Below are 12,254 nucleotides of genomic sequence, written 5' to 3'. Positions count from 1 at the left end.
GGGCCGGGCTCAGTACTCCTGCGGACCGTCCCGGTCGGGCTCGGGATCGCGCTGGAACGCGCGGCCGGACACCGATGCCGGGGCGATGCGCACGTACACCCGCTTGTCGGTCGGGATCCACGGGCGCAGACCCGCCGCCTCCGCCCGCTCGATGTCGGCGTCGGTCTCCAGTGCCTCGGCACGCCCGCGCACGATGACGCTCCACGCCGCAGTGTCGGTGTGGTCGTCGACCTCGAAGAGCACGTCGGCGTTGACCGTCAGCTCGAACAGCTTGCTCCCGGGGGCCGTGCGGAACAGGAGTCCTTCGCCGTCGACGGCGTAGTTCACGGGGAAGATGTCGATGGTCTCGCCGACCCTGGTGACGAGCCGCCCGAGCTCCTGGCTGCGCAGGTGTTCCCAGCTCTGCTCCGCGGTGAGGGACTGGACCGGATCCGTGTGCGCACTCATGCCGCCATTGTGCCTCGTCCGTCTTCGACGCGCACCCCGTCGACCCGGCCCCTCTCGTGCGAGCGGCCCCCTTGCGTGCGCACGCAAGGGGGCCGCTCGGCCGCAAGGGGGGTGGGTCGACGGTCAGCCGATGCGGATCAGCTTCTTGTTGACGAACTCGTCGGCGGCCAGGTGGCCGAGCTCGCGGGCCGTGCCGCTGCGCTTGATGCCGCCGAACGGGAGCTCGGGGCTGTCGGCGAGCACGAGGTTCACGTAGACCATGCCGGCCTCGATCCGGTCGGCCACCCGCTCCGCCTGCGCCTCGTCCGTCGTGAAGACGTAGGAGCCGAGACCGAACGTGGTGTCGTTGGCCAGCGCGACCGCCGCGTCCTCGTCCGCGACGCGGTACACGACCGCTGCGGGGCCGAACAGCTCCTCGCGGTAGACGTCCATCTCCGGGGTCACGTCGGCGAGCACGGTCGGTGCGAAGAACGCCCCGTCGCGCGTGCCGCCCGTGAGGAGGGTCGCGCCCTGGGCCACGGCGGTGTCGATCTGCTTCTGCAGGTTCTCCGCCGCTGCCTCCGACGAGACCGGACCGAGGACCGTGTCGTCGAGCGTGGGATCGGTCGCCTCGACGGCCGCCATCGCCGCCGTGAACTTCTCCACGAACGCGTCGTAGAGCTCGTCGACGATGATGAAGCGCTTGGCGCCGTTGCAGGCCTGGCCGTTGTTGTCGAGGCGCGCGTCCACACCCGCCTGCACGGTGGCGTCGAGGTCGTCGGTGGAGAGCACGATGAACGGGTCGGACCCGCCGAGCTCCAGCGCGACCTTCTTGAGGTTGCGCCCCGCGACCTCGGCGACCGCGGCGCCGGCGCGCTCGGAGCCGGTCAGCGACACGCCCTGCACCCGCCAGTCCGCGATCATCGCCGCGATCTGGTCGTTCGTGGCGAGCACGTTCTGGTACGCGCCCTTCGGGAAGCCCGCGTCGTGGTAGATCGCCTCGATCGCGCTCGACGACTCCGGGCACTGCGGCGCGGGCTTGAGGAGGATCGTGTTGCCGACGATCAGGTTCGGCGCGGCGAAGCGCACGATCTGGTACGCCGGGAAGTTCCACGGCATGATGCCCACGAGCGGTCCCAGCGAGGAGCGGCGGATGATCGCCGAACCCTCCCCGAGGATCTTGATGGGCTGGTCGGCCATGATGTCCTCGGCCTGGTCCGCGTAGTACTCCGCGATGTCGGCGGCGAAGTCGACCTCGCCGAGTGCGGCCTCCCGCGGCTTGCCCATCTCGCGCACGAAGATGTCGGCCAGCTCCTCGCGGCGCTCCCGGTGGAGCTCGGCCGCGCGACGCAGCAGCGCGGCACGGTCGGCGACCGTGGTGGAGCGTGACCACTCGCGGTGCGCCTCGTCGGCGGCCGCGACGGCCTCCTCGATCTGGGCGTCGGTGAACGTGTCGTACGACGCCAGGGTCTCGCCGGTGGCGGGGTTGACGACGGCGTAGTCGGTCATGTGTCTCCTCCTCTTGCCGTGCCGGTCAGGAGACCGGGATCAGCGTGTACTTGGTCGACAGGTACTCGTGGATGCCCTCGAAGCCGCCCTCGCGACCGACGCCGGACTGCTTGACGCCGCCGAAAGGAGCCGCCGCGTTGGAGACGACACCCACGTTCAGACCCATCATGCCGGTCTCCAGCGCGTCGATCATCCGCTGACCGCGCTGCAGGTTCTCGGTGAAGACGTAGGAGACCAGGCCGTACTCGGTGTCGTTGGCGAGGCGCACGGCCTCGTCCTCGGTCTCGAAGGTCGCGATCGCGAGCACCGGGCCGAAGATCTCCTCGCGGAGGATCGCGGATCCGGGGACGACGTCGGTGAGGACCGTGGGCTCGTAGAACGTGCCGGTGCCCTCGAGCGCCTTGCCGCCCGCGAGCAGGGTCGCGCCGCGCTCGACGGCGTCGTCCACGAGCTCGCCGGCCTTGGCCACCGCGTCCTCGTCGATGAGCGGGCCGATCGCCACGCCCTCCTCCGTGCCGCGGCCGATCTTCATGCCGTTGACACGCTCGGTGACGCGCTTGGCGAACTCGCCCGCGACGTCCTTGTGCACGATGAAGCGGTTCGCCGCCGTGCAGGCCTGACCGATGTTGCGGAACTTCGCGGCGAGTGCGCCGTCCACGGCCTTGTCGAGGTCCGCGTCGTCGAACACGACGAACGGCGCGTTGCCGCCGAGCTCCATCGAGACCCGCAGCACGCCCTCCGCCGCCTGCGCGATGAGCTTGCGGCCGACCTCGGTCGACCCGGTGAAGGACAGCTTGCGCAGGCGCGGGTCGGCGATGATCGGCGCGGACAGGGCGCTCGACTTCGAGGTCTGCACGACGTTGACGACGCCCTTCGGCAGACCGGCCTCCTCGAGCAGTGTCGTGAAGAAGATGGTCGTGAGCGGCGTGAGTGCCGGGGGCTTGATCACGACGGTGCAGCCGGCGGCGAGGGCCGGCGCGATCTTGCGCGTGGCCATCGCGAACGGGAAGTTCCACGGCGTCACGAAGAACGACGGGCCGACCGGGCGCTGCGACACGATCATGTGACCGGTGCCCTCGGGGTTGAGGCCGTAGCGGCCGCTGATGCGCACGGCCTCCTCGCTGAACCAGCGGAGGAACTCGCCGCCGTACGCGACCTCGCCGCGGGCCTCGGCGAGGGGCTTGCCCATCTCGAGCGTCATCAGCAGCGCGAGGTCCTCCTTGCGCTCCTGCACGAGGTCGAACGCCCGGCGCAGGATCTCGCCGCGCACGCGCGGCGCCGTCGCGGCCCACTCGTCCTGCGCGGCGACGGCCGCGTCGAGCGCCCGGATGCCGTCCGCGGGGGTGGCGTCGGCGATCGTGCGGATCACCTGGTTGGTCGAGGGGTCCTTGACGTCGAAGGTCGCGCCGGTCTCCCCCTCGATCCACTCCCCGCCGATGAAGAGGCCGGTGGGGATGCTGTCGAGCAGCGCCTGCTCGTTCTGAGTGCTCATGGATTCTCTCTCTTTCAGACGGACGTGGGACGACGGCGGCGGCTGGGCGGAGCGTCCATACCCAGCGTCTCACCGCGGAAGAAGGCGGGGCGGCGGATGGCGTTCCAGATCATCACGGCGATGCCGACGACGATGATGAGGATGCCGAGGATGAAGACGATCCCGATGCCGCCGATCTCCGACCCGGAGCCGTAAGCAGGGTCCATGGAGTCGATCAGCGTGGTGAAGAACAGGATCGCCAGGATGATGCCGCCCACCAGCGGGAACAGGAAGGTGAAGAAGACGTTCCGCGCCGAGTCGAACCACTGCTTGCGGAAGTACCAGACGCAGGCGAACGCGGTGATCCCGTAGTAGAAGCAGATCATCATGCCGAGCGTGAGGATCGTGTCCCACAGCGTGTCCTCGCTGACCACGCGCATCACGGCGTAGAACGCGGAGGCCACGATGGCCGACACGATCGTAGCGTAGCCCGGGGTGAAGAACCGCGGGCTCACCTTCGCGAACGACTTCGGGAGCGCACCGTAGTGGCCCATCGCGAGCAGGGTACGGGCCGGACCGACGAACGTCGACTGCAGCGACGACGCCGAGCTCGTGAGCACCGCGAGGGAGACGAGGAACGCGAGCGGACCGAGGATCGGTCCGGAGAGGTGGAAGAACACGTTCTCCTGGATGTCGCCGTTGCCGAGGCCGAGCTCTCCGGTGCCGACGCCCGCGAACATGATCATCGCGACGGCGAGGAGCAGGTACAGCGAGACGATCGTGAGCACCGTGACGGTCGCCGCGCGACCCGGGGTCTTCTCCGGGTCCTTCGTCTCCTCGTTCATGGTGAGGGTGACGTCCCAGCCCCAGAAGATGAAGATCGACAGCGACAGACCCGCGGCGACGGCGCTGAACGACGAGATCGCGAACGGGTTGAACCAGTTGAGGTCGAACGGCTGGTAGTCGAAGCCATTGCCGCCCACGGCCTGCACGATCGCGGCGACCGCGAAGAACACGAGCACGAGGATCTGGAATCCGACCAGCCAGTACTGCAGCTTCTGCGTGGTCTGCATGTCGCGGTACGACACCCACGTCGCGCCGAGCATGAAGAGCAGGCAGACGCCGATGTTGATCCAGGTCACGCCGGCGAGATCAGCGATCTCCGGATTGCCCGTGATCTGCGACAGCAGCAGGAACAAGAAGTCGACCGCGACGCCGGCGAGGTTGGAGAGCACGAGGATCGTGGCGACCACGAGGCCCCAGCCGGCCATCCAGCCCACCCACGGTCCGAACGCCCTGGCGGCCCAGGTGAAGGACGTACCGGAGTCGGGCATGCGGTTGTTGAGCTCGCGGTAGCCGAAGGCCACGAGGAGCATCGGGATGAAGCCGACGAGGATGATTGCCGGGATCTGCGCGCCGACCTCGGATGCGGTGGGGCCGACGGCGGCCGTGAAGGTGTAGGCGGGGGCGATGCACGAGATGCCGATCACGACGGCGCCGATCAGGCCGACGGTGCCGGCGCTCAGGCCCTTCGTCGAGATTCCGGTCGTGACGCCGGATGCGGGCTCCGTCGCCCGGTTGGTGCTGCTCATCAGCGGTCTCCTGCTTCATCGCGGGTACGCGGGACGACGATCATGGGGACGGGCAGCTCGTGCAGCATCTTCGCCGCCGTGGAGCCCAGGAAGAGTCGGCGCGGCTGCGCCAGCCGGCTGGAGCCGACGAGCACGACCTCACCGGGGAGCCAGGAGAGCCCGGCGACAGCGTCCTCCACCGTCTCGCCGGGGGCCTCCTCGACGACGGCACCGAGACCGTCCGGCAGCCGCTCGGCGGCCACGGCCAGCACCTTGTGCGCGTGCTCGCTGCCGGCGAGGCGGATGGCGCCCGTGTCGAGCCCCGGCGGCACGTCGAACGGCACGAGGGACACCAGGCGCAGGCTCACCTCGGCGGCGCCGGCGAGGGCCACGGCCTGGTCGAGCACGCCCTCCGCGCCGGGACGGGTGCCGACGGCGACGGTGACGCGCGGGAGCACGTGGTCGTCCTGCTGCGCGAGACCGGACGGCGCGAGAGCCACCGGGATCGGCGAGGAGTGCAGCAGCTCCGATGCCACGCTGCCCAGGCGGTGCCGACCGAAGAGGCCCCCGCCGGCCGTGCCGATCACGATGACGCTGGCGTCGAACTCCTCACCGGCGGCGATGAGGCCCTCGGCGAACGACTCCGAAAAGCGCACGTGGCCGCTGCGCACGAGCTCCTGCGGCAGGCGCACGACCGCGTCCTGCAGCCAGCTCCGGGCCTGCTTCCGGATGACGTCCTCGTAGGCGCGCTCCGGCGGTACGGCGGCGCTCCGGGTGCCCTCGGTCGGCAGCACGATCACGAGGTGCAGGGTCGCCCCGATGCTGCGCGCCAGTCGCGCGCCCAGCGCCGCCGCGTCGGCCCCCGCATCCGTCGCCGTGTAGCCGACGACGACCGAGCCGGTCATCAGCCGATGCTCTCGGGAGCGCCGGTCTCGCGACGGGCGTCGACGATGTTCGCCGCGACGAGGTGGCCCATGCGGATCGCCCCGTCGACGTGCTGGTACCCCGCTCCGGCCATGTCGCTGCAGGCGAAGTGGATCGGTCCGACCGGCGTGCGCAGGTCGGCGCCGTAGCGGTGCAGTCCGCCGAGGTCGAAGCTCGCGGCGTACGCGCCGCGGGTCCACTCCTCGCTGCCCCAGTCGCTCTCGTAGTAGACGATGGGGTTCTTGGCCTCGGGACCGTAGTAGTGCGAGAGCGACTCGAGGATGCGCTCCTTGCGCTCCTCGGCCGACAGCTCGAACACGCCGTCGGCGTTCGCGTCGGACACGAAGCCGACCAGGGTGCCGCGCTCGTCGCCGTGGTTGGTGTTGTCGTACGCCTCGTGCGAGAGCTCGTACGGGCTGAACGCCGTACCGCTCAGGCCCTGCTCGCGCCAGAACGGGCGGTCGTAGACCGCGTGCACCTTGATGACGAAGCCCATCGACAGGTGCTGGTGCAGCTGGTGCTGGCGACGCGGCAGCGGCGGGACGAAGGAGATGCGGTTGTAGAGGATGGGGGCGTGCGCGAGGATCGCGTACCGCGCCCGGACCGTGAGGTCGTCGGTGGTCGCCACGACCCCGTCATCCGACCACTCCAGGCTGCGGACGGGCTGGTTCAGCAGCACGTCGTCGCCCAGGCGCTCGGCGAGGCGCAGCGGCACCTGCTGCAGACCGCCGACGACGCGCTTGTCGAGGATGAAGTCGGCGTCGACGAGGTTCGAGTACGAGCCGGCGGACGCCGCCATGAGCAGCGACTGCAGCAGCGAGAACGCGTGAGTCGGCTTGGTCAGCATCGCCGAGCCGGTCGCGAAGGCGAGGTTGCGCACGGCCTCGTCGTCGTCGGTCTGCGAGCGCAGCCAGGCGTCCCAGGAGATGGAGTCCCACTCGGCCGCGTTCGGGTGCTCCCACGGCCGGTCCGGGTCGATCTCGGCGACGAGGGCGTCGAGGATGCCGGTGATACGGGCGATCACGGCCTCGGTCTCCGCCGACACCGGGAACATCTCGCCCGTGAAGCGATGGGCCTTCCCGTCCGGGCCGACGTAGACGCTGTCACCCTCGCGGTACCGGCTGTAGGTCTCGAGCCCCAGCTCCTCGATCGTGTCCTTGAGGGCGTCCTGGTCGGGCGAGACCCACTGGCCGCCGATCTCCAGCATGGCGCCGTCGATCACGTCGGTCCACAGCCGGCCACCCACGCGGTCGCGGGCCTCCAGCACGGCGACCGACAGTCCGGCCTTCCGCAGGTCGTTGGCCGCCGTGAGCCCTGCGGCTCCGGCGCCCACGATCAGCACGTCGCGGGTGATCTCAGCCATCTGCAACTCCTTCGTCGTCGGGGGATGCGGGGGAAGAAGTACCGGTCGCGTCCCGAAATCCCCCGATCCGGGGACGCGACCGGACAGTGTGTCAGGCGCCGGCGAGCGCCTCGGCCACGACGTCGAGGCCCTCGTTCAGCAGCTCGTCGCCGATGGACAGCGGCGGGAGGAAGCGGATGACGTTGCCGTACGTGCCACAGGTGAGAACGATGACGCCCTGAGCGATGCACGCCTTGGCCACGGCGGCCGTGAGCGCGGCGTCCGGAGCCTTGGTCTCCGGGTCCACAAACTCGGCCGCGACCATCGCGCCGTGACCGCGGACGTCGCCGATGCGGGCGTCCTCGGCCTGGAGAGCGGTGAGGCGGCCGATGAGGATCTCGCCGATCTCGCGGGCCCGCTCGATGACGCCGTCGTTCTCGAACACGTCGATCGCAGCCAGCGCCGCGGCACAGGCGATCGGGTTGCCGCCGTAGGTGCCGCCGAGGCCGCCGGAGTGCGAGGCGTCCATGATCTCGGCGCGACCGGTCACGGCCGCGAGGGGCAGCCCGCCCGCGATGCCCTTGGCGGTGGTGATGAGGTCGGGCTCGATGCCGAAGATCTCGCTGGCGAACATGTGCCCGGTGCGGGCGAAGCCGGTCTGCACCTCGTCGGCGATGAAGACGACGCCGTTCGCGCGGCACCAGTCGACGATCGCGGGGAGGAAGCCGTCGGCGGGGACGATGAAGCCGCCCTCGCCCTGGATGGGCTCGATGATGACGGCCGCGAGGTTGTCGGCGCCGATCTGCTTCTCGAGCTGGAGGATCACGCGGGCCGCTGCCTCGCCGCCCTCGAGTCCGTCGCGGAACGGGTAGGACATCGGCGCGCGGTAGACCTCGGGGGCGAACGGGCCGAAGCCGCTCTTGTAGGGCATCGACTTCGCGGTCAGCGCCATGGTGAGGTTCGTCCGGCCGTGGTAGCCGTGGTCGAACGCGACGACGGCCTGGCGTCCGGTGTGCTTGCGGGCGATCTTGATCGCGTTCTCGACGGCCTCGGCGCCGGAGTTGAACAGGGCGCTCTTCTTGGCGAAGTCTCCGGGGGTGACGCGGTTGAGCGCCTCGGCGACGCCGACGTACGACTCGTACGGCGAGATCATGAAGCAGGTGTGCGTGAACTGCGCGGCCTGCGCGGCGACGGCCGCGGCGACCTTGGGGTGCGCGTTGCCCACCGTGGTCACCGCGATGCCGGAGCCGAGGTCGATGAGCGAGTTGCCGTCGGCGTCGACGACCACCCCTCCCCCGGCCGCGACGGCGGCGACGGGCACGGTGTGTCCGACGCCGGCGGCGACCGCGTCCGCCTTGCGGGCGAGGACCTCGGCCGACCGCGGGCCGGGGAGTTCCGTGACGAGGCGACGCTCCTGCGGGAGGTCGGGGCCGCCGAGGGGGACTGCGGGTGCTGCGGTGTCGAGGAGAGCCATGTCGCGAGCGTACGGCGGCAGCGGAGACGCACGCATTCGCCGGGTCGTACAATCGGAGAATTGATTTCGCCGTCTCGTACAACCGGAGATCGCATGGCCCCCACCGATCCGCCCACGCTGTCCGCCCTGCTGCGGCGCCGTGATCTGGACCTGCGCCTCGTCTCCGCCGCCACCGACCTGCCGGACGGCGCACTCGACCGGCCGCTGCGCTGGGTGCACAGCTCGGATCTCGCGGACCCGACGCCCTTCCTCGCGGAAGACCTGGTGCTCCTGACCACGGGTACCCAGTTCGACGACGCGGACGCCATTCCGCCCTACGTCGTGCGCCTCGCCGAGCGCGGAGTGCTGGGGCTCGGGTTCGGCACCGACGTGCATCGCTCGGGAACGCCGGGGGAGTTGATCGCTGCGTGCGCCGACCAGGGCATTCCGCTGTTCGAGGTGCCATACCGCACGCCGTTCATCGCGGTGGCCCGCGCGCACTCCGAGGCGATCGCGGCGCAGGCCTACGCCCGGCGCACCTGGGCGCTCGACACCCAGCGCGCCCTGGCCCTCGCCGCGCTCCGACCGCGCGGGCTGGACGCCATCGTCACCGAGCTCGGCCGTCGTCTCGGCGCCTGGGCCGGCATGTTCGACGCGGCGGGCGACCTGCTCGTCGCCCACCCCCGCGATGCGTTCTCGACGACTGTCCGGGAAGAGCTCGGGACGCGGGTCCAGGAGATCCTCGACCGCGGACTCGAGGCGGGGCAGTCCCTCACCCTCGAGGCGCACACCTTCATGCTCTTCACGGTGGGGCGGGGCGGGCACCTGCGCGGCGTCCTCGCCGTGGAGGCCGACGCCCTCGACCAGGAGGCCAGAGCCGTCGTCACGTCGGTCATCGCGATGGCCGGACTCGCGCGGGAGCAGAGCGAGCAGCTCACCCGCGGCCGTCGCCGCCTGCACACGCAGCTGCTGCGCTCGCTCCTGGGCGACGACCCCGGCCTCGCGCGCCGGGTGCTCGGGAGCCTCCCGCCCGCCCCCGTGGTGGTCGCCGTGACGGGAGACGCCCCGGCGGAGCCGCTCCTCGACTGGTGGGAGCGCCGGCGCCTCGACCACGGCACTCCCGCGTTCCTCGCCGATTCCGAGGACGGCGTCGTCATCTGCATCTCCGCGACCGACGAGCCGCTTCTCGACGATGTGGCCGCCCGCTTCACCGCCCGCGTCGGCGTCTCCGCTCCGGAGGGGTACGACGCCTTCTCCCGGGCGCACGCGCAGGCGCTCGTCGCGCTCCGTCAGCCCGGCACGAGCGGCGCCGTCCGGTACGCCGACACGGTCGGATCCAGTCTGCTCACGGCACTGGCGACAGATGAGGCCCGGCTCGTCGCGGAGTCGCGGCTCGCCCCGCTCCGGGAACACGACGCCGCCCACGGCACCGCGCTCGAACACGCGCTGCGCACCTGGCTCGACCACGACGCGCGGGCCGAGCAGGCCGCAGCCGCCCTGGGCATCCACAGGCACACCCTCCGCTCCCGGGTCTCCCATGCCGGCGCCCTCCTCGGGGTCGACCTGACGACCTTCCCCGCCCGGGCCGAGGTGTGGGCACTGCTGCAGACCGCCCGCGACTGACCCGGCCCCTTCCGTCCCGGCCTCTCCCCTCTCCCCCGCGACGCTTGCACGACCTCGCCACGTATGCACGACGGATCGCCCCGATGAGTCGTGCACCCGGACCGGGATCGTGCCGCCGGAACCGGTCGGCCTGGGAGCGGGTCCGGGGTCGTCTCAGCCGGCAGAATCCGCCGCGACCGACCCGGCCCCATCCGTGCCCACCTCTCCCGCGACACCTGCACGACCTCACCACGTATGCACGACGGATCGCCCCGATGAGTCGTGCAGCCGGACCGGAATCGTGCCGCCGGAACGCGGAACTCGAACCACGAAACCGGAGTCGACGGGGCTCAGCGGGCGAGGAGCCGCCGGGAGGCGGCGACATCCGCGGCGGTGCGAGCGACGAGCTCCTCGACCCCATCGAAACGGAGGGTCGGCCGGAGCAGCGCGACGAGCTCAACCGACAGCCGCTGTCCGTAGAGGTCGCGGTCGACGTCGTGCAGGTGCACCTCGAGTCGCCGCGCCCGGTCGCCGCAGAACGTCGGGTTGGCCCCGACGCTCGCCGTCGCCTCCCACCGCCGGTCGTCATCGGGCAGCCGCGCCCAGGCCGCGTAGATGCCGTCGTCGGGCAGCAGCCGCTCGGGCAGGGCGAGGTTCGCGGTCGGGAAGCCGAGCAGTCGCCCGCGGCCGTCGCCGGGGACGACGAGGCCGGAGAGCACCGGGAGCGCCGGTCCGGTCACACGTCTGCGGCGGGCGAGATCGCGCGGTAGCGGCTCTGGTGGAACACGAGCGGCTCGACGTCGTCGAAGAGCGTCACGTCCTGGATCTCGTAGAGCGCGATCTCGTGGTCGCCGCCGTCGAACGTGCTGTGCAGGCGGCAGGTGAGCCAGAGCGCGGCGTCGTCGATCAACACGGCCCCGCCCTCCGAGCGATGCCAGGCATGGCCGCCGAACCGGTCCCCTTCGCGCGCGGACAGCGAGCGGCTGAGCGGCTCGTGGTGCGCCGCGAGGACGCTCATCCCCAGCTCCGGGACGGCTCGGAGCACCGGCCAGGTCTTCGAGGTGCGGGCGGCACTCACCGCGACGAGGGCGGGTTCCAGTGAGATCGAGGTGAAGGAGTTGACCGCCATGCCGACGGCTCGATCGTCGACGTGCGCGGCGAGCGCGACCACACCGGTCGGATAGACGGAGAAGGCGCGACGGAGAGCGCGGTCCCGCGGCAGGGCGTCGGTCACGGCAGTGGTCATCACGAAGTCCTTTCGTTAGTCAACTTTGACTAGTTTGAATCATATGCATTTTTGACCATGCAAACAACAGGTTTCGCGACACCGAGCCGTTAGCATGAAGCGCATGTCGACCACCCGCCTCGTCGTCCTCGGCGCTGTCAAGCAGTTCCAGCCCGTTCACGGCTACTTCCTCCGCCGCGAGCTCATGACCTGGCACGTCGACGAATGGGCGCACATCCAGCCCGGTTCGATCTACAACGCCCTCCGCGCACTCGAGGTCGACGGCTACGTGGCGGAGAGCGGCACCGAGACCGAGGGCAAGCGCCCGGCGCGCACCACCTACCGCATCACCCCGGCCGGCGAGGTGGAGCTGCAGCGCATGCTGCGCGAGAACCTGTGGAACGTCGCGGCATTCGACACGCAGGCGATCATGACCGTGGCCTCGTTCATGTTCGTCCTCAGCCGGCAGGAGGTCATCGCCGGCCTCGAGCACCGCCTCATCAAGAGCGATGCCATCATCACGCAGAACGGCTTCGACGTGCAGGACACGCTGCGCTCGGAGACGACCCCGGAGTACGTCCGCGAGATCTTCGACCTCTCCACCGCCCGGCTCACGGCCGAGAAGCAGTGGCTCCTGGCACTGCTGGAGCGGCTGCGCGCCGGGGCGTACACGTTCGCCGGCGAGACGGCGGAGACGACGGAGGCGGAACCCGCTCCCCCGCGCTGACCCC

Annotated in this window: 11 protein-coding genes; 2 read left to right on the top strand and 9 right to left on the bottom strand. The window is 70.7% G+C overall.

The window, feature by feature from the left end; genetic code table 11:
- Window positions 1-9: 9 nt before the first annotated feature.
- The 7 genes from ACFU8V_RS14625 to gabT form a co-directional block, all read right to left on the bottom strand.
- Window positions 10-447: a pyridoxamine 5'-phosphate oxidase family protein gene (locus ACFU8V_RS14625; RefSeq protein WP_025102343.1), complete on the bottom strand. Its 438-nt coding sequence runs from the start codon at window positions 445-447 to the stop codon at window positions 10-12.
- Between the two features lie 123 nt (window positions 448-570).
- Window positions 571-1,935: an NAD-dependent succinate-semialdehyde dehydrogenase gene (locus ACFU8V_RS14620; RefSeq protein ID WP_062765093.1), complete on the bottom strand. Its 1,365-nt coding sequence runs from the start codon at window positions 1,933-1,935 to the stop codon at window positions 571-573.
- Window positions 1,936-1,960: 25 nt separating this feature from the next.
- Window positions 1,961-3,427 carry an NAD-dependent succinate-semialdehyde dehydrogenase gene (locus tag ACFU8V_RS14615; protein ID WP_060923240.1) on the bottom strand — a complete coding sequence of 489 codons (1,467 nt, stop codon included), beginning with the start codon at window positions 3,425-3,427 and terminating at the stop codon, window positions 1,961-1,963.
- A gap of 14 nt (window positions 3,428-3,441) precedes the next feature.
- A complete protein-coding gene (locus ACFU8V_RS14610) occupies window positions 3,442-4,998 on the bottom strand; it encodes an APC family permease (RefSeq protein WP_062765097.1) in 1,557 nt (518 codons plus the stop codon).
- Window positions 4,998-5,882, bottom strand: coding sequence for a universal stress protein (locus tag ACFU8V_RS14605; protein WP_062765100.1), 885 nt, complete (start codon window positions 5,880-5,882; stop codon window positions 4,998-5,000). The genes ACFU8V_RS14610 and ACFU8V_RS14605 overlap by 1 nt, the downstream gene beginning before the upstream one ends.
- A complete protein-coding gene (locus ACFU8V_RS14600) occupies window positions 5,882-7,264 on the bottom strand; it encodes an NAD(P)/FAD-dependent oxidoreductase (RefSeq protein WP_062765104.1) in 1,383 nt (460 codons plus the stop codon). Before ACFU8V_RS14600 ends, ACFU8V_RS14605 begins: the two co-directional genes overlap by 1 nt.
- Window positions 7,265-7,355: 91 nt before the next feature.
- Entirely contained in the window at window positions 7,356-8,717 is a 1,362-nt protein-coding gene (gene gabT, locus ACFU8V_RS14595) for a 4-aminobutyrate--2-oxoglutarate transaminase (RefSeq protein ID WP_062633027.1), read from the bottom strand.
- 93 nt (window positions 8,718-8,810) lie between these two features.
- On the opposite strand from gabT, the gene ACFU8V_RS14590 reads away from it, so the two are divergent.
- Window positions 8,811-10,319, top strand: a complete 1,509-nt coding sequence (locus ACFU8V_RS14590) for a PucR family transcriptional regulator (protein ID WP_249521554.1) — start codon at window positions 8,811-8,813, stop codon at window positions 10,317-10,319.
- Window positions 10,320-10,648: 329 nt separating this feature from the next.
- Here ACFU8V_RS14590 and ACFU8V_RS14585 read toward each other — a convergent pair whose 3' ends face one another.
- On the bottom strand, window positions 10,649-11,038 hold the full coding sequence (locus ACFU8V_RS14585) for a riboflavin kinase (RefSeq protein WP_126893308.1): 390 nt from the start codon (window positions 11,036-11,038) through the stop codon (window positions 10,649-10,651).
- Entirely contained in the window at window positions 11,035-11,544 is a 510-nt protein-coding gene (locus ACFU8V_RS14580) for a flavin reductase family protein (RefSeq protein WP_060923367.1), read from the bottom strand. The genes ACFU8V_RS14585 and ACFU8V_RS14580 overlap by 4 nt, the downstream gene beginning before the upstream one ends.
- A gap of 103 nt (window positions 11,545-11,647) precedes the next feature.
- Here ACFU8V_RS14580 and ACFU8V_RS14575 point away from each other — a divergent pair, with 103 nt between their 5' ends.
- Window positions 11,648-12,250: a PadR family transcriptional regulator gene (locus tag ACFU8V_RS14575; RefSeq protein WP_085606337.1), complete on the top strand. Its 603-nt coding sequence runs from the start codon at window positions 11,648-11,650 to the stop codon at window positions 12,248-12,250.
- Window positions 12,251-12,254: the final 4 nt, after the last annotated feature.

Origin of the sequence: Microbacterium sp. NPDC057658, assembly GCF_042799975.1 — a bacterium.
Taxonomy (GTDB): domain Bacteria; phylum Actinomycetota; class Actinomycetes; order Actinomycetales; family Microbacteriaceae; genus Microbacterium.
The sequence above is the reverse complement of the archived record's forward strand: the minus strand, read 5'-3'. Positions and strand labels throughout refer to the sequence as shown.

Excerpts from the sequence above, each read along its gene's own strand:
- ACFU8V_RS14625 (WP_025102343.1), bottom strand. The coding sequence starts at position 447 with ATGAGTGCGCACACGGATCCGGTCCAGTCCCTCACCGCGGAGCAGAGC.
- ACFU8V_RS14620 (WP_062765093.1), bottom strand. The coding sequence starts at position 1,935 with ATGACCGACTACGCCGTCGTCAACCCCGCCACCGGCGAGACCCTGGCG.
- ACFU8V_RS14615 (WP_060923240.1), bottom strand. The coding sequence starts at position 3,427 with ATGAGCACTCAGAACGAGCAGGCGCTGCTCGACAGCATCCCCACCGGC.
- ACFU8V_RS14610 (WP_062765097.1), bottom strand. The coding sequence starts at position 4,998 with ATGAGCAGCACCAACCGGGCGACGGAGCCCGCATCCGGCGTCACGACC.
- ACFU8V_RS14605 (WP_062765100.1), bottom strand. The coding sequence starts at position 5,882 with ATGACCGGCTCGGTCGTCGTCGGCTACACGGCGACGGATGCGGGGGCC.
- ACFU8V_RS14600 (WP_062765104.1), bottom strand. The coding sequence starts at position 7,264 with ATGGCTGAGATCACCCGCGACGTGCTGATCGTGGGCGCCGGAGCCGCA.
- gabT (WP_062633027.1), bottom strand. The coding sequence starts at position 8,717 with ATGGCTCTCCTCGACACCGCAGCACCCGCAGTCCCCCTCGGCGGCCCC.
- ACFU8V_RS14590 (WP_249521554.1), top strand. The coding sequence starts at position 8,811 with ATGGCCCCCACCGATCCGCCCACGCTGTCCGCCCTGCTGCGGCGCCGT.
- ACFU8V_RS14580 (WP_060923367.1), bottom strand. The coding sequence starts at position 11,544 with ATGACCACTGCCGTGACCGACGCCCTGCCGCGGGACCGCGCTCTCCGT.
- ACFU8V_RS14575 (WP_085606337.1), top strand. The coding sequence starts at position 11,648 with ATGTCGACCACCCGCCTCGTCGTCCTCGGCGCTGTCAAGCAGTTCCAG.